The sequence below is a fragment of the Paenibacillus sp. Y951 genome, assembly GCF_056786395.1.
Window position 1 is genome coordinate 47,861 of record NZ_JBXCIY010000021.1, and the last position, 20,293, is coordinate 68,153.

Annotated in this window: 21 protein-coding genes; 11 read left to right on the top strand and 10 right to left on the bottom strand. The window is 37.7% G+C overall.

The genetic code is table 11. The features are described 5' to 3' along the window. Window positions 1-34: 34 nt before the first annotated feature. The gene (locus tag AC1TPB_RS21370; RefSeq protein ID WP_482078364.1) at window positions 35-160 is read right to left on the bottom strand and encodes a hypothetical protein; all 126 of its coding nucleotides are present in this window, start codon (window positions 158-160) and stop codon (window positions 35-37) included. Window positions 161-436: 276 nt separating this feature from the next. On the opposite strand from AC1TPB_RS21370, the gene AC1TPB_RS21375 reads away from it, so the two are divergent. Both AC1TPB_RS21375 and AC1TPB_RS21380 read left to right on the top strand, forming a co-directional pair. After that, complete coding sequence (locus AC1TPB_RS21375) at window positions 437-1,267, top strand: polysaccharide deacetylase family protein (protein WP_482078365.1); 831 nt, start codon at window positions 437-439, stop codon at window positions 1,265-1,267. Window positions 1,268-1,502: 235 nt separating this feature from the next. After that, the gene (locus AC1TPB_RS21380) at window positions 1,503-2,330 is read left to right on the top strand and encodes an alpha/beta hydrolase (RefSeq protein ID WP_482078366.1); all 828 of its coding nucleotides are present in this window, start codon (window positions 1,503-1,505) and stop codon (window positions 2,328-2,330) included. A 9-nt stretch (window positions 2,331-2,339) separates the two neighbouring features. Here AC1TPB_RS21380 and AC1TPB_RS21385 read toward each other — a convergent pair whose 3' ends face one another. The 3 genes from AC1TPB_RS21385 to AC1TPB_RS21395 are packed head-to-tail and all read right to left on the bottom strand — an operon-like array spanning window position 2,340 to window position 6,128. Continuing rightward, window positions 2,340-3,506 carry a Ger(x)C family spore germination protein gene (locus AC1TPB_RS21385; RefSeq protein WP_482078367.1) on the bottom strand — a complete coding sequence of 389 codons (1,167 nt, stop codon included), beginning with the start codon at window positions 3,504-3,506 and terminating at the stop codon, window positions 2,340-2,342. 2 nt (window positions 3,507-3,508) lie between these two features. Then, complete coding sequence (locus AC1TPB_RS21390) at window positions 3,509-5,038, bottom strand: spore germination protein (RefSeq protein ID WP_482078368.1); 1,530 nt, start codon at window positions 5,036-5,038, stop codon at window positions 3,509-3,511. Beyond that, window positions 5,019-6,128 carry a GerAB/ArcD/ProY family transporter gene (locus tag AC1TPB_RS21395; protein ID WP_482078369.1) on the bottom strand — a complete coding sequence of 370 codons (1,110 nt, stop codon included), beginning with the start codon at window positions 6,126-6,128 and terminating at the stop codon, window positions 5,019-5,021. The genes AC1TPB_RS21390 and AC1TPB_RS21395 overlap by 20 nt, the downstream gene beginning before the upstream one ends. A 228-nt stretch (window positions 6,129-6,356) precedes the next feature. On the opposite strand from AC1TPB_RS21395, the gene AC1TPB_RS21400 reads away from it, so the two are divergent. From AC1TPB_RS21400 to AC1TPB_RS21410, 3 genes are all read left to right on the top strand, one after another. Beyond that, window positions 6,357-7,418 carry a DUF3048 domain-containing protein gene (locus tag AC1TPB_RS21400; RefSeq protein WP_482078370.1) on the top strand — a complete coding sequence of 354 codons (1,062 nt, stop codon included), beginning with the start codon at window positions 6,357-6,359 and terminating at the stop codon, window positions 7,416-7,418. A gap of 165 nt (window positions 7,419-7,583) precedes the next feature. Then, window positions 7,584-8,201, top strand: a complete 618-nt coding sequence (locus AC1TPB_RS21405) for a DUF47 domain-containing protein (protein WP_482078371.1) — start codon at window positions 7,584-7,586, stop codon at window positions 8,199-8,201. Between the two features lie 23 nt (window positions 8,202-8,224). Beyond that, complete coding sequence (locus AC1TPB_RS21410; RefSeq protein ID WP_482078372.1) at window positions 8,225-9,229, top strand: inorganic phosphate transporter; 1,005 nt, start codon at window positions 8,225-8,227, stop codon at window positions 9,227-9,229. A gap of 223 nt (window positions 9,230-9,452) precedes the next feature. Here AC1TPB_RS21410 and AC1TPB_RS21415 read toward each other — a convergent pair whose 3' ends face one another. Beyond that, entirely contained in the window at window positions 9,453-10,043 is a 591-nt protein-coding gene (locus AC1TPB_RS21415) for a hypothetical protein (protein ID WP_482062170.1), read from the bottom strand. A 277-nt stretch (window positions 10,044-10,320) separates the two neighbouring features. On the opposite strand from AC1TPB_RS21415, the gene AC1TPB_RS21420 reads away from it, so the two are divergent. Genes AC1TPB_RS21420 through AC1TPB_RS21430 form a run of 3 tightly spaced genes read left to right on the top strand, consistent with a single transcriptional unit; the run spans window position 10,321 to window position 12,376 of the window. Then, window positions 10,321-10,611, top strand: a complete 291-nt coding sequence (locus tag AC1TPB_RS21420) for a YerC/YecD family TrpR-related protein (protein WP_482062171.1) — start codon at window positions 10,321-10,323, stop codon at window positions 10,609-10,611. A gap of 10 nt (window positions 10,612-10,621) precedes the next feature. Continuing rightward, on the top strand, window positions 10,622-11,449 hold the full coding sequence (locus AC1TPB_RS21425) for a sirohydrochlorin chelatase (protein WP_482078373.1): 828 nt from the start codon (window positions 10,622-10,624) through the stop codon (window positions 11,447-11,449). Window positions 11,450-11,464: 15 nt separating this feature from the next. Next, a complete protein-coding gene (locus tag AC1TPB_RS21430; protein WP_482078374.1) occupies window positions 11,465-12,376 on the top strand; it encodes a diacylglycerol kinase in 912 nt (303 codons plus the stop codon). Between the two features lie 44 nt (window positions 12,377-12,420). Here AC1TPB_RS21430 and AC1TPB_RS21435 read toward each other — a convergent pair whose 3' ends face one another. Beyond that, window positions 12,421-12,606 (bottom strand): hypothetical protein, encoded by a 186-nt coding sequence (locus tag AC1TPB_RS21435; protein ID WP_482078375.1) that lies wholly within the window; start codon window positions 12,604-12,606, stop codon window positions 12,421-12,423. A 45-nt stretch (window positions 12,607-12,651) separates the two neighbouring features. After that, the gene (locus AC1TPB_RS21440) at window positions 12,652-12,837 is read right to left on the bottom strand and encodes a hypothetical protein (RefSeq protein WP_482078376.1); all 186 of its coding nucleotides are present in this window, start codon (window positions 12,835-12,837) and stop codon (window positions 12,652-12,654) included. A gap of 311 nt (window positions 12,838-13,148) precedes the next feature. Here AC1TPB_RS21440 and iscB point away from each other — a divergent pair, with 311 nt between their 5' ends. From iscB to AC1TPB_RS21455, 3 genes are all read left to right on the top strand, one after another. Further along, entirely contained in the window at window positions 13,149-14,375 is a 1,227-nt protein-coding gene (gene iscB, locus AC1TPB_RS21445; protein ID WP_482078377.1) for an RNA-guided endonuclease IscB, read from the top strand. A 639-nt stretch (window positions 14,376-15,014) separates the two neighbouring features. After that, window positions 15,015-16,433: a 23S rRNA (uracil(1939)-C(5))-methyltransferase RlmD gene (rlmD, locus tag AC1TPB_RS21450; protein WP_482078381.1), complete on the top strand. Its 1,419-nt coding sequence runs from the start codon at window positions 15,015-15,017 to the stop codon at window positions 16,431-16,433. Between the two features lie 785 nt (window positions 16,434-17,218). Then, window positions 17,219-19,060 carry a CDC27 family protein gene (locus tag AC1TPB_RS21455; RefSeq protein ID WP_482078378.1) on the top strand — a complete coding sequence of 614 codons (1,842 nt, stop codon included), beginning with the start codon at window positions 17,219-17,221 and terminating at the stop codon, window positions 19,058-19,060. A 345-nt stretch (window positions 19,061-19,405) separates the two neighbouring features. Here the strand turns inward: AC1TPB_RS21455 and AC1TPB_RS21460 are convergent, their stop codons facing one another. From AC1TPB_RS21460 to AC1TPB_RS21470, 3 genes are all read right to left on the bottom strand, one after another. Then, complete coding sequence (locus tag AC1TPB_RS21460) at window positions 19,406-19,867, bottom strand: site-specific integrase (protein ID WP_482078382.1); 462 nt, start codon at window positions 19,865-19,867, stop codon at window positions 19,406-19,408. After that, a complete protein-coding gene (locus tag AC1TPB_RS21465) occupies window positions 19,780-20,058 on the bottom strand; it encodes a hypothetical protein (RefSeq protein ID WP_482078379.1) in 279 nt (92 codons plus the stop codon). The genes AC1TPB_RS21460 and AC1TPB_RS21465 overlap by 88 nt, the downstream gene beginning before the upstream one ends. A 115-nt stretch (window positions 20,059-20,173) precedes the next feature. Further along, window positions 20,174-20,293, bottom strand: a 120-nt coding sequence (locus tag AC1TPB_RS21470; protein WP_482078383.1) for an ATP-binding protein, incomplete at its 5' end; no start/stop codon positions are given.

Below are 20,293 nucleotides of genomic sequence, written 5' to 3' on the forward strand. Positions count from 1 at the left end.
AAGCAGACTTTGATAACGATGATTGCTTCGTAGCTTATTCGACATCGAATATGAAGCGAACTTGGAAAGTCAAGCATAAGCTTCCGATGTATGTTTCTTGCAGAAACATTGTAGGGCCGCGTGTACCAAACACGTACACTTGCGCTTCCGCTTTTCTCAAGTAGCGCTTCATCTTCTCGGCTTTCGAAAGCCCGCTGTTACTTTCATCATGAAAGTAACAGCGGACTTTTTGTTTCCCAATTGATAGAATTCCACTCAAATCTATCAATAAAGTGGAAATACCTATTCAAGTTGTTAACAATAAAAGAACAATAATTTAGTAGTCGGTTTTCATATAAAGATTAATATTTTCTCATAATTATATGCTATACTATGTGATAGAGATTAGATACTACATGAAATTGAATGAAATACTATTAAATAGAGGATGAGCAATATGAGACGAAATAACTTCTATTTCAAGTCATTTCAACTCGTTATCTTATCTGTATTGCTAATTATGATGTCTGCTTGTTCATACTTTCCAGATATAGCTCCAATTGATCAGAATGATAGTGAGGAACGTCCTCCTGTTCATGTAGAAGGCTATCCAGTAGCGACCTTTTTTCCAGACCTTAACATAGATTTTGAGGAAGAAAAAATTGTTACGGAGCACGCTACTCCTCCTGTGAAAGAAGAGATTAATGAAGGAGATCAAAAATCGATGCAAATAGCACTTACATTTGATGACGGACCAGATTTGAAATACACTCCGCGAATATTAGATATATTGAAAGAGAAAAATATAAAGGCTACTTTTTTTGTTGTTGGCATTCAAGTTAATAAGTATCCTGAAGTTTTGCAACGAATGGAAGATGAAGGCCATATGATCGGGAATCATTCTTATTCACATCCTAGTTTTACCAAGTTAACGACAGAGCAATTGAAGCAAGAGATTGATCAGACCGATGAAAAAATCCAAGAAGTGATTGGTTATACACCTGAAATTGTAAGACCGCCTTATGGGGCTATTAACGATGAGGTTAGAGCAAATTTGGAGTCTTACGGCAAACAGGTTATTATCTGGAATATTGATCCGCGCGATTGGGATGGTAATTCCGTTGAGGATATGCTAGATAATATTTTGACTAATGCTCGCGATGGCGGTAATATATTACTTCATTCCTTTGGAAGTAAGCATGTTGAGAACACAGTAAAACTATTGCCAACAGCTATCGATAGATTAGCGGAGTTAGGATACATATTTGTAACTATTGATGAATTGTAATGATAGAGTATGTAATATACAAATGATATTGCTAGAGTATGCAATAGTGAATTGATTCATAGTTGAATAGTAAAGCTAGATGCGGCATACATGCTCTTACTTAAGAACATGTATGCCCTTGCCTTATTGACAGGAGAAACGCATAATGATATTCTATATACATAATTCATAGTAAACAGGTCGGAATAATATGTATATGAAGAAGGTATACAAAAATTGAGGGGAGGTAATGGCGGTGGAAAAACAATTAACGATTCATCATGGAGAACTTAGTCTTGCTGCGACTTTACATTATCCTATCCGTAATTCAGATGAGGCTGCAGATCAAGGAAAGAAGCAAGTCATTGTAATATGCCATGGCTTTGTGGGGAATCGGATTGGTGTAGACAGGCTATTTGTGAAGACAGCTAGAGCGTTAGCAAAGCAAGGTAATTATGTGATGCGCTTTGATTATGCAGGATGTGGTGAAAGTGAGGGAGACTATGGTCAGCTAGGATTTGACTCGATGATTGAGCAGACTAGAACAGTTCTTGATTATGTTACTAGCTTAGATTGTATTGACCCCACTAGAATCACTTTAATCGGGCATAGCTTAGGTGGCGCCGTTGCACTTATGACATCAGTCAAGGATAAGCGTGTTAAACGTCTTATATTATGGTCAGCAGTAGGCTATCCATTCAATGATATTATACGCATCGTTGGGAGACAGAGTTTTGACGAAGCACATACAATGGGAACTACCGACCATCTTGGTTACTCGTTGTCACCTGTATTCTTTGATTCATTAATGGAGCATCAGCCGTTTCAGGCAGCAACTCGCTTTGCTGGCGATGTATTAGTTGTTCACGGAACAAGTGACGATACCATACCAGCAGATTATTGCTCCTTGTATCAGAAGGTATTTTGGACGCGCGGAGATGGAAGTTGCGATAAGGAAATTGTTTTCCAAGCTAACCACACTTATTCAAGTCACCGACATCAGCAAGAAGTTATTGAAGTAACGAGCAAGTGGCTAAACAAATTAGAAGACCAGAAGCTCCAATGGCTGAACTGGTCTATTTAGAAGTAGATGTTATTGAATCTCTCGTTTATATTTTCCATTACTTGAAATGATAATATTAACTTTTAGACTTTCTATAGAATTTTCGTTCAAAATAAACTCTTGTCCTCTGTCAGTCATAGAGATCCATTGTTTAGGATATTTCAATCTGAAATGGTGCATAAGACTATATAAATCTAATTCATTTTCAAGACCAAGTTTGTAAATGTTTAATATTTCTTTTTTAATTTTATCCTCTGCGAGCTTTACTAGCTCTTCATAAGTAATTTCTTCAATATATTCGGGCATGCTCGCTTGATAGCTAGCTGTTATATTGAATTTAACTTGTCCATTTTGAATGGAGGGCTTAATTTTAATATGAGATTGAAAAATGCTAAGGTTAGCATAAATGACCTCTTCATCTTCGACCGCCATCGAAATACGTTTGAAAGATTCGTCTAGCCATTGAATCCCGGTTAATTGTTCATGACTAAATAGACTTTTTTTACCGGCAGGAGATTCGAAATATGCACCAGTAATCTTCAGTAATTCCAACGGATTTTCAGAATTACTCCACTGAGAATTATCAATACCGATACAAGGGATATAAATAGTACGATCATGTTCATCGCTATCGACAATAAATTTGAACATTATCACTGGTGGAAAGATTGAGTTTTGTCGATAGTTGTTTTGTGGATGATGAAGAATTGAGAACAGCGATGTCATGTCGAAAAAAGAAGTTGTAGCTAATATTTGATCAACTGGAGTTTCAGTAACATAGAGCCACGTATTGTATCGTGTACTTGGAGAACGATATAACCGCTCGACAATGGGTGGACCTAACACTTCCATTGCCTTCACATCGATAACGACAGCTCCCATATGTCCCCATTCTACATGAGCTTGTGCTGTACTATAGAGATCAAATACAGCTTGATTGATCGTTTTCCCTCTACCTTTCCCAACAAAGGTTGATTTTTCTGGAGAAATTCTTGATCCTCCTTCAGAGCGAGAAAGATTGTTGAAATCAAGCACTTGTGCGTATACGGTAAATTCTTCATCCTTATAATCGACTCCTAATGCTGAAACATATAGCTGGTCTTCAATATTGACGGAGCTCCAGCAACCAGTTAATGGTAAGATTAAGGTGCATATCATTATTACTTTTAATGGTAATGTACTTTTCAAAAAATACATTGTTATTCATCCTTTTTTGGTTTTTGAGTATGGAGGAAGCCGGGTCTTTGCTTCATCCAGCGCATAGGAATTTCAAAAATCGCCGGTATCAATCCGCGTACATCTAATGGTGATAAAGGTGCCAAGTAGGGTACACCAAAAGATCGGATCGTCGACAAATATAAGCAGAACAAAATAATTGATAAAATAAACCCGTATATCCCAAGAAATGTTCCGAATAGAAACGAGAAAAATCTCAACATTACGACCGTACTGCTTATCGATTGATTAACAAGCGTTGCACTAGCTACAACGGTAATAGCAGTGATGACGATGATAATAGGTGAAACAAGCCCGGCTCGTATAGCAGCATCCCCAATAATTAGTCCTCCAACTACAGTTAATGTTTGGCCAATTGAACTAGGGAGACGAATTCCCGCCTCGCGCAGTAACTCCATCAAAGACATAATAATGATCATTTCTAGGCCTGTATCCAAAGGCAGTCCATACCTTGAAGTAGAAATAGTAGCAAGCAACGAAAATGGTATTTGGTCAGGATGAAATGTTGTAATTGCAACATAGAACGATGGGAGGAAAATAGTCGAAAATAATGCTAGTAACCGTAATAAGCGGCCAATATTTGAAGAGAGAAGTGGAAAATAGCTATCCTCAGGAGACTTCAATAACAGCAGGAAATTTGCAGGGGCTATAATTGCTGTTGGATTGTTATCTAATATAAGGGCAAATCTTCCATTAAGCAAACTATCAGCTACAAAATCCGGCCTAGCTGAGTAGTCCACTGTCGGAAAAACTGCAAACGATTGTTCAGAAATAAGCTCCTCCAAATCACCAGTTGTAACAACTTGATCGACGTGAATAGCTTCTAATTTGGTTCTTATATTCTCGATCGTTTCAGGATTGGCAATATCGTCGATATACATTAATGCGAGTTTAGTCGATGTTCTTGTCCCTAAAGTAAACGTTTCACAGGCGAGATGTTGACTACGAATTCTACGCCGAATAAGAGCAACGTTTGAACTAATATCTTCAATTAGGCCATCACGGGGTCCTCGAATTGAAGGTTCTGAAGCAGAGTCCTCCGTTGATCGAGTAGGGAAATTAGATATATTGATGGTCCAAATAGCTTGTAGATCAGGGACGATAAACATTAAGTTCCCTTCAAACAATAAAGCCGAAAATTGATTTAGAGTAATCGGCCTATCAGGGAGACTAATATCCGACCAATTCAATAATGTAACTTGTTGCAAAGAAGATATACTTTCGAATTTTGATTTTTCATAGATAAGATTTAGCTCTGGAAAGATGGTCTCACTAAGCATTGAATTGTTAATGACAACATCAGAAAATACGATAAATACTTGCTTACTATTTTTAGCTTTTCCAGTTGATTGATCGTATCTAGATTGAGAATAGGGTCCCTCTTTAGTTGTTGATTCATCACCATATGTTTTATTCAATATGACGACATCTTTACAAAGCTTGAAATAATTCTTTAACGCTTCTTCTGTAAGTTCAACTAGTTGCTCCTTCATTATTACGTCGCTCCTTTGCACGAATGATATATATAGAAATACCAATAAGAAGGGTAAAGAGTACTACAAAAATGAATAATGCTGGAAAGTAAATATGCTGTAGCAAATTCAGCATGATTTCCTCTCGCCATGGCAAATACATTAGTGCAATCATTGTAGCTCCTATTAAGCAGAGTAATAATAGGCGAAAGTTCTTCTTTCGAATTTGAAATAAGTCGACTAATAAGTACATCGAAATTGATATACGCACAATTGAGCCAGACAACCATTGATAAATAGAAAGAAAATCAACATGTTGCAGAAATTGACCTAGTGATAAAATCCTCCATTGATCGAATGCTGTATGTCTTTGCTTAGTTGCTTCGTCAGGACCAAATTCAGTAATAGCTCCTGTTAATGGTCCCATAACCATAACTAGTAATAATAGTGCGAGTAAGATCGTCTGCCACCATTTAATCTTTTGTTTAATGTGGTGAGAATAGAGCATGATGACCCAAATTTCCATTAAAGCTGAGATAACGTATAGACTTCCGCTTATTGCTGGAGTAATACCTTTGTCAAAGATGGGGAATAGCAAGTCCCAATCTTTATACTTTGTATTTGAAAAGGCAACAAAATATCCTAGAAAAATAACGACCGGTAATAACAACGAAGCAAGAATGGCGATCGATTGTAGACCATAATAGGCTGCCAAAACGCAAATAACGGTTGCAACCAAACTAATAACGAAGTAAGGTGTCTGAATCATATATGTAGATACTGTCCACATCATCGTATCCAGCAGGCTGTAAAAGCCTGCAAAAAATAATATACAAGCTAATATTATTTTCACGATCCAGCTTACGAAACCGCCCCAATGCTGCTTGCTCCAATCTAGAAAGGATTGACCATTTAATTGCTTAATAAAATAATTATAGATTAGAAGCCAACCTATAAAAAAAGGAGCGGCAATAAGGACTGAAATCCAAGAGTCACGTCCTGCTACATTGAGAATAACAGGTAGTGCCATCACATGAGCGACGATTCCAGCGCTTAATATGATGATGGAGAGCGATAGCCATATTGTAATATTTCCTCTTTGCTGATCCAATCTATATACCTCCAATAACCAATGATTCCATTATCTTGCCATAAAAGGTTCATTTTTAGTCGGAAAGACAGTAAAATTGTGGAGACATCCCGAAAAAACTATGATTAAATAGAAAACAAGTGGAATATGTAAGTGTATTTTTCTGCATTTAGTTTATGCTTCCGTAGTTACTTTTTGATACCAAGAAGCAGTTCAGGAAGCTACAAAAAGTTTTAGGAGGTATATGTAATGAAGAGGTTTCGTCGATTGAAGTTAGGTGTATTAGCTGTGCTCGCTATTGGGTTAGTGGGATGCGGTAATGGGACTACTAACTCGGATGTTAATATTAGTCCGACAGCAACAAATCCAGTAGTAGAAGCTACTGCAACACCAGAACCACCTAAACCGGCTTTTCAGGCATCATTTACTGGTATGGGGTTAGAACAGGAAGTCAACAATGCTCCGATTGCAGTGCTTATTAACAATCTTGCTCCAGCAAGACCACAAAGTGGTTTAAGTCATGCAGATATGATATGGGAAGTTCTTGCTGAAGGTGGCATTACAAGGTTGGTAGCAATATTTCAAAGTACGCCAGACAATGATTTTGATATTGGTCCCGTACGCAGCAATCGACCATACTTTATCGATCTTGCAGATAGTTTTGGTGCAGTCATTGCCCACGCGGGAGCAAGTAATGATGCTTATGCAATTTTACAACGACAAAAGAAATCATATTTAGATGAAATATCGAATGCAGGTCCTTATTATTGGAGAAGTTCTGAACGGAAGGCTCCTCATAACTTATATACGAATCTTACAAAATTAAGAGAAGGCGCTGAAAAAAAGTCGTATCAGACGGAATTAAGCGTAAAGGGATATCCATTTACCGAGCAGGATACATTAACGGCTAGTGGAGCAATTAAGCAATTAGAAGTTATTTTTCAATTGAAGGGCTATCGTCTAGGCTATCAATATGATGAGGTAAAAGGTACATATTTACGAAGTATTAATGACGAGCCCCATATTGATAAAAATAATGATGAACAATTATCGGCGACGAATCTAATATTTATGCAGACGAATCATAAAGTGTTAGATAATGAAGGTAGACTATCTGTTGATTTACAAAGTGGTGGCGATGCACTCATTATTAGTCATGGTCATTCGATAGAAGGCAATTGGATTAGAGCGGAGGATGGTATGATCCGTTTTCTGCAAAATGGTGTAGAGATCAATTTTGCAAAAGGTAAGAGTATTATCCATATACTACCAACTGGAAAAGCAATTAATGAGCATGTAAAGTGGGAATAGTAGGATAATGTTGACGAAATCGACAATTTTCGATAAAAAACATGAAAATAATTATTAATTTTTCATGAATGTTTACATTGCGTTAACAATTCTAGGTTACACTATTCCATGGCACACATAATAATGTGTTGTATGCTACTATCTTAAATCGATAAGGGGATTGACATGTTTAAGAAACCGAAAAAAGATATTTTCTTCAGAACTTTTGAAGAAATGGCGGATACAATTGTTGAGGCAGCAGAATATTTTGCGAAGGGTGTTACTGATCTTTCTGACGTTGAAGTATTTGTAAAGCGTATGAAAGAATATGAAGACCAATGTGATCAGTATACACACACGATTTTAAGTGAACTTAATAAAGTGTTTATTACACCTATTGAACGCGAAGATATTATGGCTTTGACAACTTCACTTGATGATGTGATGGATGGACTTGAAGCGACAAGTACACGCTTCTTAATGTATCATATCACAGAAAAAGACGAACATATTACAGCATTTGCAGATATACTTGTTCGCTCTGCACATCAAATCAAAAGTGCAATTAATTTATTGACTGTCAAGAAGCTTCTTCCAATTCGTGAACATAATATTGCTATACATGGTCTTGAAAATGAAGGTGATGATTTGCTTCGCATTAGTGTAACGCAATTGTTTGCCAATGTTACTGACCCGATCGAGCTAATTAAGCGTAAGGAAGTCTATGAGCGACTTGAACAAACAACCGACTGCTGTGAAGATGTAGCAAATACACTTGAAACTATCGTTATGCGTAATAGCTAAACGGGAGAGCAGAGGTCAGATAGATGGGAATAGAATTATATATATTAGTAATTGTTGTTTTTCTTGCGTTAGCATTTGACTTTATTAATGGTTTCCATGATACGGCGAATGCCATTGCAACTTCAATTTCTACTCGTGCGATTAAGCCGCGTGTTGCGATTCTTATGGCAGCAGTGATGAACTTTATTGGTGCGATGACGTTTACAGGAGTTGCAAAAACGATCGGTGGTAGCGTTGCTGATCCAACAACATTAGATTTCGGTGTTGAAATTGTAATATGTGCGTTGCTCGGTGCAATTATTTGGAACTTAGTTACTTGGTGGTTTGGAATTCCATCTTCATCTTCTCATGCTCTAATCGGGGCTTTGGCTGGTGCAGTTATCGCCGGTGCAGGTTTTAATGCATTGAATATGGTAGGTTTTCTAGATATATTGAAAGCATTAATTTTGTCACCACTAATTGCGTTTACTATAGGTTTCATTTTAATGTTTCTACTTAAACGAGTTTTTGTGAAAGCAAATCCACATACGACTAACAAAGGATTCCGCTCGGCGCAAGTTGTTACCGCCATGTTCCAATCCTTTGCACATGGTACGAATGATGCACAAAAAGCAATGGGGATTATCGTGTTTGCCCTTGTTGCCGCTGGTATTCAAGATACTGCGGATCACGTACCTTTATGGGTTAAAATCTCTGCTGCTACAGCGATGGCTTTAGGAACATCCGTTGGTGGTTGGAAAATTATTAAAACAATGGGTACAAAAATTTTCAAAATTGAGCCGATTAATGGTTTTGCCGCCGATATGGGTTCTGCATTAGTAATTCTTACGGCTACATTCCTACATCTTCCAGTAAGTACAACGCATGTTATTACTTCATCACTTCTTGGTGTTGGTAGTGCGAAGCGTGTTTCTGGTGTGAAGTGGGGCGTAGCAGGTAAAATTATTATCGCTTGGTTTATTACGATTCCGATTACGGCGGGTATGTCTATGCTTATCTTCTGGATCTACAAAGCCTTATTCTTATAGGTGAGTTCAAAAAGCAGACTTTGATAACGATGGGTATGCTGACGTAGCGTATTCGACATCGAATATGAAGCGAGCTTGGGAAGTTACGGGCTTATGGCCGCTTGTGTGCTCGTGCCCTGCACGTTGCTGGGTTTTGTTTCATGGTCCTAGATTTGTTAACAAAAAGTATCCCATTAATCAGCCGCATTGTCTGATTAATGGGATACTTTTTTATTGTGTGAAATTAGCGGTTACTACCTTGTCTCCTCGTTAATGGAGTCGATTTTCTACTTGAAGGGCTAGAGGAAGTTCTTCTGCTACTACTCGAATTTCTTGTTCTTCTTGATCTACTCGTAGCGGAGCGACGACGTGCAGGAGTGGAAGTAGCTTCTGTCGTCGCACTTTCTTTTCCTTTCTTGCCCATTGTACCTGCAAATATTTTGACCATAGGTGCAATTTGACCGACAGTACTTACAACCTTTTGCACGGTAGTGACCGTTGAAAGGATACCATCAAGTCCACCAAAACGATCGACCAGCCCTTTCAATTCGTCAACATTGGCATATTTCGTCAAGGTCGCAAGGCTGAATCCACTACTACTTGGCTTTGGGGGAGTTGTATCCAAAGCTGTTGAGGTTGCTACTGGTAGAGTGGCTTGCGAAGTTGAAACCGCATTTTGAATATTCGAAGTTGTTGAATATCCGCTATGTTGACTCGGTATCACAGTATAGCCATGTGAATGACCGAATTGTTGAGGCTGAAAGGTTGAAGCATGAATCGTCCGAGTTGGATTTCTTCGATATGCATAGTTTTGTCCATGAGGGGAAGTGCTCACTTTGAATCACAACCTTTTTTTATAATGATTAGTACAGTATATGAAATAGGCATCTGTATGGATTGGATATATGCCTAGTGCAATGGTGAATATTTGGGTGTTTGACTGATACGAAACTTCTATTCTTTAACGCGTGAATACGGTACTGTTTGAACTATTAGAAAAAACACGCTACAATAGTAGAAATAGACTGTAATTTGATACTTACGATGTATGTTTACGTGTTAAATGGAACGTAAAATATCGATTTGTATTGAAAATATAAGGAGCGATCCCTTTGCAATTGAAAAAGTTGAATGATAAATCGATAGATCAATTATTTGAAGCTGTTCTGACGTTGAAAAATGTGGAAGAATGCTATGTTTTTTTCGAGGATCTATGTACTGTGAATGAAATCCAATCGTTATCACAACGATTAGAAGTAGCTCGTATGCTTGGTAATGGAAACACTTATAATCAGATTGAAGCGGAGACGGGTGCAAGTACAGCAACAATATCTCGCGTTAAACGTTGCTTGAATTATGGTAACGATGGTTATAAATTAGCACTAGATCGTCTAGAGAAATAGGGGAGTGCCTATGAAGCGGGGCATATTGGTTATCAGTCACGGTTCACGAGATGCTTCCTGGGTAAAGCAAGTTGAGGAACTCGTTAGCGAGGCAACGGCGTTATTCAAGGACGGTCTGTTAAACGATAGGGGTAATGAGACAAAGTTGCAGCAACATAATGGGAGTAGTATGTCTATTCCTATATATGCAGCTTATTTGGAATTGGTAGAAGGAAAGCTTATACAAGACGGGATAACTGCATTAGAACAAGAAGGTGTTACACATATTCATGTAATGCCTTTATTTGTTTCATACGGTAGTTCACATATAGAAGAAATTAAGCAAGCTTTCGGCTTTGAACCGGTATCAGACTTTATTGGGGATTTAGAGCCATTTCAAGTACAAGCACATGTACAATTTCACGAACCGATCGTCGATGATCCAGAGGTCATTGCTATTTTACAGCAACAGTTACTAAGTATGAGCCATAATCCAAGTGAAGAAGCGGTGTTATTATTAGGTCATGGTAGTAGCATTGACTATTTCTATCGACTATGGGATGCAGGGATGAAGCAGCTAATGGATAAACTAAGTGTGAATTTATCATTTGCTGCAATAGATTATGCTGCCTTATTGCCAGAGCAGTCTAGAGTGCATTTAGAACAAATGCTAGATGTCCCTCAAGTGAAATCAGTTATCGTATTACCGATATTCATTAGCGCTGGCTATTTCACACGTACGGTGATTCCATCACGTCTATCTGGGCTAGACTATGTATATACTGGTGAAACATTGTTGCCACATCGCGAGATGACAAAGTTATTATATCGCAGGTTTATTAGCATGTGTAACGTGTGAAGGAGTGAAGCAACGATGAAGAGAGCTAGATTAATCTATAATCCTACATCGGGTAGAGAAGAAATGCGTCGTAGATTACCCGATATATTGCGAAAACTCGATGAAGGTGGGATCGAGGTTACCTGCCATGCGACGACTGGGGAAGGCGATGCAACATTAGAAGTTGAACGTTCCTTAGAGCGTGGTGGTTACGATCTAATCATTGCCGCAGGTGGCGACGGCACTTTAAATGAAGTCATTAATGGTCTGGCGGGTAAGTCTAATCGATTGCCGCTTGGAATAATACCAGTTGGTACTACGAATGATTTTGCTCGAGCGATGGGTATACCGAAGCATTGGGAATATGCATGTGAACTTATTATTAATCAATATGCCGTGCAGATCGATGTTGGTAAAGCGAATGAACGCTACTTTATGAATATCGCAGGTGGTGGCTTCTTAACGGAGCTTTCCTATGATGTACCGATTAAGCTGAAAACGATGATCGGGCAGTTAGCATATTACTTGAAGGGCATGGAGAAGATGGTGCATCTCCGTCCGACAGAGCTAACCTTTGAAGCGGAAGGTGTAGGTACATTTACTGGCGAGTTCATGCTGTTCTTAATATGCAACAGTAATTCAGTTGGTGGGTTTGAACGATTAGCACCTGATTCTAAGCTAGATGATGGTTTATTCGATGTATTGCTTATTCGTAAATGTAATCTGGCAGAATTTATCCGATTAGTATCATTGGCATTACGTGGTGAGCATTTTGGTGATCAACATGTTGAGCATTTTCGGACAAATCACTTAACCGTAACATCACCAGATAAAGTACAATTGAATTTGGATGGGGAATATGGCGGAACATTGCCGGGAGTTTTTGAAATATTGCCGTCGCATATTGAGATATATAAAGACGAGACTGGCATATCAACATACAGTTAAGGTAGGGGAAGTTCAAAAAGCGGACTTTGATGACGAAGACTAGACTAACGTAGCAAAGTCGGCATCGAATATGAAACGAACTTGGAAAGTATAGCGTAAGCTTCCGATGTATGTTTCTTGCAGAAACATTGTAGGATCGCGTGTACGTAATCATGTACACTTGCGCTTCCGCCTTTCTCAAGTAGCGTCTCATCTTCTCGGTCCTGAAAGCCCGCTTTTTGAACCTTCATTGTAAGGGGAAGTTCAAAAAAGCGGACTTTGATGACGAAGTAATGCTAACGTTGCTTACTCGGCATGGAATATGAAGCGGACTTGGAAAGTATAGCATAAGCTTTCGATGTATGTTTCTTGCAGAAACATTGTAGGGCCGCGTGTATGTAATCATGTACACTTGCGCTTCCATCTTTCTCAAGTAGCGTTTCATCTTCTCGGTTCTGAAAGCCCGCTTTTTGAACCATCATTGTAAGGGGAAGTTCAAAATCGGACTTTGATGACGAAGTAATGCTGGGAGCTTAACAGGTAGTCTTAATTAGAGCGGAGCGTAAAGGTCAATAACCCGCGATTGAAGTTGCAGGCTAGTAATAGCCTTGATTGACTAGCCTAAGTCTTTACTGACTACGTTGTTTGTGTCATGACACCATAGGATGCCTACTCTAGTTCTATGCAACTGTCGCATGTGATTAAAAGCTCTGAGGGAAAGGAGCGGTGTTGCATGCTCAACAAGCACCTACAACATTGGCGAAGAGTACCCAACTCGAAGGAGGTAAACGATATGATCGTTTACGTACTAAATAAACATGGACAGCCACTTATGCCTTGTAAACCACAAAAAGCACGTAAGCTGTTGGAACAAGGAAAAGCAAAAGTCGTGCAACGAACACCATTTACCATTCAATTAGAATACGGATCTAGCGGTTACAAGCAATCAATCTCACTTGGTGTTGATGCTGGCACGAAGCACATCGGACTATCAGCCACAACAGAAGGGCAGGTCTTGTTCGAGGGCGAAGTGAAGCTGCGTACTGATATTCAGGAGCTACTGGCTGTTCGCCGAGCTTTGCGAAGTGTCAGGCGAAGCAGAAAGACACGTTACCGTAAACCGCGATTTTTAAATCGCAAAAAAGATACAGGGTGGCTCGCTCCATCCGTTCAAAACAAAGTCGATATGCATACAAAGATGATCTCCAAAGTGCATACCATTCTCCCCGTTACGAATGTGACGATTGAAGTGGCACAGTTTGACATTCAAAAGATTAAGAACCCTACGATTTCAGGTGATTTGTATCAACAAGGAGATCAGCTAGGCTTTTGGAATGTGCGAGAGTATGTATTCTTTCGTGATCAGCATCTATGCCAGCACTGTAAGGGTAAAACAAAAGACAAGATTTTAAATGTTCACCACATCGAAAGTCGTAAAACAGGCGGCGACAGTCCAGATAATCTACTTACACTGTGTGAAACATGCCATCACAAGATCCACGAAGAAGGGAAAGAGCATCTATTCACACGTAAAAGTACTACGTTTCGTGATGCTTCTCAAATGACAGTGATGCGATGGTTTATTCATCGCCAAGTGAAAGAGTTATATCCACACGTTCAATACACGTATGGATTTCAAACGAAAAATACACGTATTCGTCATGAGTTGGAGAAAACTCACGTTGTGGATGCTCGGTGTATCAGTGGCAATCCACTTGCAAAACCATCCCAAAATAGCTATTTGTTTAAGCAAGTACGCAAAAACAATCGACAGTTACACAAATTGACCATCACCAAAGGTGGCTATCGAAAAGCAAATAAAATGGAACGATTCGTTAAAGGTTTTCAACTGTTTGATAAAGTCTTTTTTGAAGGAATTGAGTGCATTGTGTTTGGCCGACGACAAACGGGCTACTTTGATCTACGAACCTTAGTGGGGACAAGCATACACAAAAGTGCAAGTTATAAGAAACTGCGAGTAGTAGAAAAAGCCAATACACTTCTCGCTCAAATAATGTAAAGAAGGGAAGTGCGGGCTGGCTCCCCTCACGACTGAAGTCATGAGTTTCCGCCAGCCCAAATCTTTATGAAATCTAAGAAACCTATGGGGAACAAATATAGTAATAGCAAGCCGCAATTCAATAAGGCAGTTAAATCTTCTGATCGAACTGGGTCGCGTCCTAGTGGCGGTACGCGTGGTGATAAGTCTGGCGAGCAGACTGCTGTACGTGGAAGTAGATATGCCGAGCGCGCTGGAGTGAATGGAAGTGCCGCACGCAAGAGCCGATCGGCCGAGCAAGGTAGTGAGTATACGAATAGTTCTTCACAGTCAGCTGGCACAAGTACGCGCGGAGGCAAGTATGGCGAGCACTCTAGTGAACGTGATAGTGAGTATTCGAATCGCTCGAAGCCATCCGCAAGTGGTCGTGGTGGTAAGTCAGTGAAGCGTACAAGTTCTCGTGGAAATTCGCAAAGTGGTCAATACAGTGAACGGACTAGTGAGCGAACTGGCGGACGTACATCTGCACAAAGTAGTAAGTCAAGTCGCCTTGTAGCTGCTAAGACAAGCGTGAGAATAGCTTCTGCACCGGTAAGTAAAGTAGCAGAAAGTGCGAAAAGTAATAAGAGTCGTGGACCAAGTAAAAAGAATTTATCAACTTTGCACGAGAAGAATGAAACGGTGCAAGCAGATATTATTGGCATCACTCATGATGGTGAAGGTGTAGGACGTACAAGTACGGGGTATACACTATTTATTCCAAATACGTTGCCAGGCGAGCAAGTTGAAGCGAAAATACTAAAATCCAAAAAGCAATATGGCTATGCGAAAGTAACTGAGTTTAAAAACATAAGTGAGCAACGTGTAGAGCCACCATGTCCGATTTACAAAGAGTGCGGTGGTTGTCAGCTACAGCATCTTGATTATGAAGGTCAGCTAGTATGGAAACGTCAGCATGTGGTTGATAGCTTAACTCGAATTGGCAAGCTACAAGTAGCAGGTGAACAACAGGCAGATGCTGAAGGCGATACTATGTCTACTGAGCATCAAGTCATTGTACACCCAACAGTGGGGATGGCTAATCCATGGCGTTATCGTAATAAAGCGGCTGTGCCAATTGGTAGAGGTGAGAGTAGTGAAGAGCTAGTCGGCGGTTTCTATGCGAAAGGTAGCCATCGTATCGTAGATATGAAGGATTGCATGATACAGAAGGAACGCAATGATGAAGTTATTCATGAAGTGAAGGCTATTGCTCGTGAATTGCGAGTGCTGCCGTATGATGAAGAGACGGGTACAGGCATATTGCGTCATGTGGTAACTCGTATCGGTGTTGTTACTGGTGAAGTGATGGTTGTACTAATTACAAATACAACGCGTATTGCACGTCAGCCTGAATGGATTGAACAGATTCGCAAACGTATCCCAAATGTGAAGAGTATCGTTCATAATGTAAATGATAAAGTTACGAATGCTATATTTGGTGAAACGACGAAAGTGATCTGGGGAAGTGAAGTAATCTATGATGAGCTAGATGGTATTCGTTTTGCAATCTCTGCGAGATCATTCTACCAAGTCAATCCTGAGCAGACGATTTCACTATATCGTAAAGCAGTCGAATATGCGGGATTAACAGGCAAGGAGCAAGTGATCGATGCGTATTGTGGCATTGGAACAATATCGTTGTTCTTAGCTCGTAATGCTGGTCATGTGTATGGAGTAGAAATAGTACCTGAGGCGATTGAAGATGCGAAGCGTAATGCTAAGCTGAATGAACTGGACAATACGACGTTTGAAGCGGGACCTGCTGAAGTAGTTATTCCGAGATGGAAGAAAAAAGGAATGAAAGCAGACGTTATCGTAGTCGATCCACCGCGTAAAGGCTGTGACCCAGAGCTGCTGGATACAATTCTAGCGATTCGTCCTGAGCGAGTAGTGTATGTAAGCTGTAATCCATCGACGCTGGCAAGAGATCTAAGATTGCTTGAAGATGGTGGATATAGAACGGTAGAGGTAACTCCGGTCGATATGTTCCCGCATACGGGGCATGTTGAAGTGGTAACATGGTTGGAGAGAGTGTAGAGTGTAACTGGGAGCCCTTGCGTAGCAAGGGCTTTTTTATGTTGAAATGGGAAAATGTGAGAGGCTCATGAGATGAGAAATGGGGGTTGGTGTGAAATTGGTGTGAAAAATAATCGAGTGTGATATTAATACTTAAAATGTACGTCAGAAACTAAAATAAAGCACATATTTAGAAATTGTGAAAAAAAAGTTAAATATGTTAAAATTTAATGAGTAGTGTTTTGTTGATTTTTATACTTAATATAAAAGATTGAAATGTATTTATGAAGAGGTAAAAGTTATTATTGAAAAATAAGAGGGGGGGGTACTATGAAAGAACTTTCAAAAGAAAAATTAAGGGAAATTAAAACACTGGTATTACAAGCAAAGGCTCTCGAGAAAACTATAACCGATCCAGGTTATGATAAGTAATACACAATAAAGTTATTTAAATATATATTTTTCAATTCAATATTTATTACACCAAGAATGAGGCATAGTAGTTCCTAATTGTTAACATCTTGCATCGGACAAGGATAAAAATATGTCATTGTTGTTTATCAAGGGTCAGACGTACAATTTAGCTTGATAGATTTATTCTATTGGAAATTTATTCTGATCAAAGCTTATCTACTTCTATATTGAATTATTTCTCTAGTATACATTTTATCTTATTAATTAAAGTGAGTCTAAGTTTTGAAATATCTGTCACTATAGTTAATAGTTAATAGTTAATAGTTAATAGTTAATAGTTAATAGTTAATAGTTAATAGTTAATAGTTAATAGTTAATAGAAAGGAATATGAATGGTGAAATATAATCTTCCAGAGGTTTCAATTTCTCATCAACAAGAACAAAATAGTGTATTGGCATTAAGAAATATCTTGAAAAACAAAAACTTTGTAATAAGAGATGTAAATCAACATGATTATGGTGTGGATTTATATTTGGAAGTGAAAATAGAAAGTAATATGAAAAAGTATGCAACTAATTTTATATCACAGGTACAAATTAAAGATAAACTTACAAGTATAAAAATTGAAAATAAGGATGGAACATATAGTTACCCAATAGAGACAAAAACTTTAAACTACTTATCGAGTCAGCCTGCTTCGATTTTCATGATATATTTGGAAGATAAAGATATTATGCTTTGGGAATGGGTAAGTGAAATAGAACAACATTCAATTAATAAAGTTGGTGATTTTAATAACCAACAAAGTATTACATATAAATTTAAAAAAGTATTAAATGATGCAACGATTAATCAGTTATATAAAAAAATTATTCGTATTGGTGAAAATATTAAAAAATACAAAAAAGTGTTATTAGATGACCAATCATTAGAAGTTAGTGTCGACGAAAATATTATTTTGGCTTTTAGGGAAAAAAGTAAACAGATAACTGAATTTATAAATTGCAAAAAATATGGAGAAGCATTGAAACTCGCTACGAAAGTGGCTAATCTGCTAGAAAATGGAGAATCTTACAATCTGTGCGCTAGATTAAGTTATTTAAACAATGAATACAGAAAGTCCATAAGATTTTGCGATAAATCATTAAGGATTGATTGTAATAACCATGAGATACTCTTATTAAAAAGCTCTTCATTAATAAAAATGAAAGAATTTGTTAAAGCAGAAGAATCTATTATAGAATCACTTAACATCTTAGAAACATCTAGCGCTTTTGCTGAGTATGGACTCTTGGAGTATTGTAGAAATAATTATTCTGCTGCAATTAAAAATTTGGAATACTCTATTAGTTTAGATGCCAACAATGAAGCTTCCTATTTATATCTTTCAAGAATATATATGTCAAATTTAAATTATGTGCAGGCTGTAGGGTACCTTAAACAATTACTGAAAATTAATTCTAATAGTTCCGAAGCATTAGCAACCTTAGGGGAAATATTATTTAATAAAGAAAATTATGAGGGAGCAATTGAGTATTTCCTTCAAAGTTTAGATTATGATGAATGGAATGAAAAAAGTTTAATCTTAATAGGTTTATCATTTGTTTCGATAGGTAGAATTCAAAAAGCTGCTATTTATTTAAGTAAGTGGTGTAAATTAAATTCGGAGGAAGTATTCAAAGCAAATGATTATTCTTTAATAGTTAACGTAGGGTGGGAAAAATCAGTTTATATTGTAATATCAAAGACAAATAAAAAAGAAATTATAATTCAATTTGAAGATGGAAACGAAGTTCCAGTTAGTTTACATAAGAGTGATGACTTTATAAAAATAGGTTTGTTAGGAAATGAAGAAGAGAATTGGTTTATGCCTTCCGTAGGTAAAAACTATGAAAAAAAGAAGAGCTTTGATTATGTTAAAAAAAAAATGGAGTATTACCTTCATCTGGAACCTTATCCATTTTCAATAGAAAAAGGTTCGTTAGTTGATGTTGACAATAATACCGAGTTACTAATTGAAGAGGAACAATCGAGAGTATATATAGAAATAAACATGAATGGTTTCATTATCAATGGCCATACAAATGCAAAATATAATAAAAAAGGATATAAAGCATTCATAGAAAAATATGATGAGTTTAATTATTTTCAAGTGAGTTTATTTTGTGAGGAGAATCAAGAAGAAGTATACTATGTTGTTAGTGGTAATGTAAGTGTTAAGCCGGTGGAATAAATGATGCTAAGTATATGGTAATAGATTTACTGAGTGAAGTCAGTTTCAGCATTAAGTAATAACTTAGTTTGTACTCGAAATATGAAATGATTTAATGAAAAAATAATAGGTTAATTTTACTATAATCTAAAGTTTGATTTTCAAATTTTATTAAATATGACTTATGATAAGAATGAGATTTTTTTGAAAATGGAAATTGATCCTGATGGTTAATATCCAGCCATTAATAAAAACTAGGGTACTGAAAATCTGTATAGACAAAAGCTTGGTTCACGAATGTTTGGTCTAAATGCAAAGTAATCAACAATACCCATTTGTTAACCAATGGGTATTGTTGATTTTTTCTTAGTTTAATAGATTATCAAACTTTCTAGCTGCTTCTCGGTCAGCTTCTTGAAGCACATGACCATATACATTCATTGTGGTGCTGATGTCTGAGTGTCCTAACCTTTCAGAGATAATTTTAGCATGTACACCTTGATTGATTAACAGAGTAGCTGATGTATGACGTAAATCGTGAAATTTTATGTAACGTAAGTTATGTTTTTTTAAGAAATTACGAAACCATAAATAAGGAGTCTCTGGATAGAAGGCATTTCCATACTGATTAAAGAACACAAAGAAATGCTCATTATCTCGGGTTTCTTTTATTAAATCCCATTCATCTAGGCAATGTTGGTAATATTGGTTCATCTCTAATAGCATTGCTTCCGAAAGCGTCACTTTGCGAATTGATTTTCTTGTTTTTGGTACTTTAATGATAGGCTTTCCGTTCTCGAAGAGAGTAATGCTCTGACGTACATGGATAACGCCTTGTTCGAGATCAACACTAAGCCTACCAATTCACCTCGACGTAAACCAGTTGTTACTGCTAAGCGTACAAGCATTCTCCAATGTACATCTACAGTCTTCAATTTTTCGAATAATATCTTAACTTCATCTTCACAATATACTTCACTTTGTTTGTGAGTGACCTTTGGTTGTTTTAATTTTATCATGGGAGATGACTTAATGATTTTCCAGTCAACAGCTCGACTGAAAATATTCTTCAATACTCGGTTGTAAATGTCAACCTAAGAATGTATACTTTTGCTTGTTTAATGATGTACAAAATCACTTGTCTTCTTTCACAAAGTGATCCTTCAAACGGTAAGATTCGCCTACAATCGTGACGACCGTTGCATGATGTAAAATGCGATCTAAGATGGCATTCGCTAACTTTGGTTCGCGAAA

Coding starts and splice junctions, on each gene's coding strand:
- AC1TPB_RS21375 (WP_482078365.1), top strand. CDS start 437: ATGAGACGAAATAACTTCTATTTCAAGTCATTTCAACTCGTTATCTTA.
- AC1TPB_RS21385 (WP_482078367.1), bottom strand. CDS start 3,506: ATGTATTTTTTGAAAAGTACATTACCATTAAAAGTAATAATGATATGC.
- AC1TPB_RS21390 (WP_482078368.1), bottom strand. CDS start 5,038: ATGAAGGAGCAACTAGTTGAACTTACAGAAGAAGCGTTAAAGAATTAT.
- AC1TPB_RS21400 (WP_482078370.1), top strand. CDS start 6,357: ATGAAGAGGTTTCGTCGATTGAAGTTAGGTGTATTAGCTGTGCTCGCT.
- AC1TPB_RS21405 (WP_482078371.1), top strand. CDS start 7,584: ATGTTTAAGAAACCGAAAAAAGATATTTTCTTCAGAACTTTTGAAGAA.
- AC1TPB_RS21410 (WP_482078372.1), top strand. CDS start 8,225: ATGGGAATAGAATTATATATATTAGTAATTGTTGTTTTTCTTGCGTTA.
- AC1TPB_RS21425 (WP_482078373.1), top strand. CDS start 10,622: ATGAAGCGGGGCATATTGGTTATCAGTCACGGTTCACGAGATGCTTCC.
- AC1TPB_RS21430 (WP_482078374.1), top strand. CDS start 11,465: ATGAAGAGAGCTAGATTAATCTATAATCCTACATCGGGTAGAGAAGAA.
- AC1TPB_RS21435 (WP_482078375.1), bottom strand. CDS start 12,606: ATGAAGGTTCAAAAAGCGGGCTTTCAGGACCGAGAAGATGAGACGCTA.
- AC1TPB_RS21440 (WP_482078376.1), bottom strand. CDS start 12,837: ATGATGGTTCAAAAAGCGGGCTTTCAGAACCGAGAAGATGAAACGCTA.
- iscB (WP_482078377.1), top strand. CDS start 13,149: ATGATCGTTTACGTACTAAATAAACATGGACAGCCACTTATGCCTTGT.
- AC1TPB_RS21455 (WP_482078378.1), top strand. CDS start 17,219: ATGGTGAAATATAATCTTCCAGAGGTTTCAATTTCTCATCAACAAGAA.
- AC1TPB_RS21465 (WP_482078379.1), bottom strand. CDS start 20,058: ATGATAAAATTAAAACAACCAAAGGTCACTCACAAACAAAGTGAAGTA.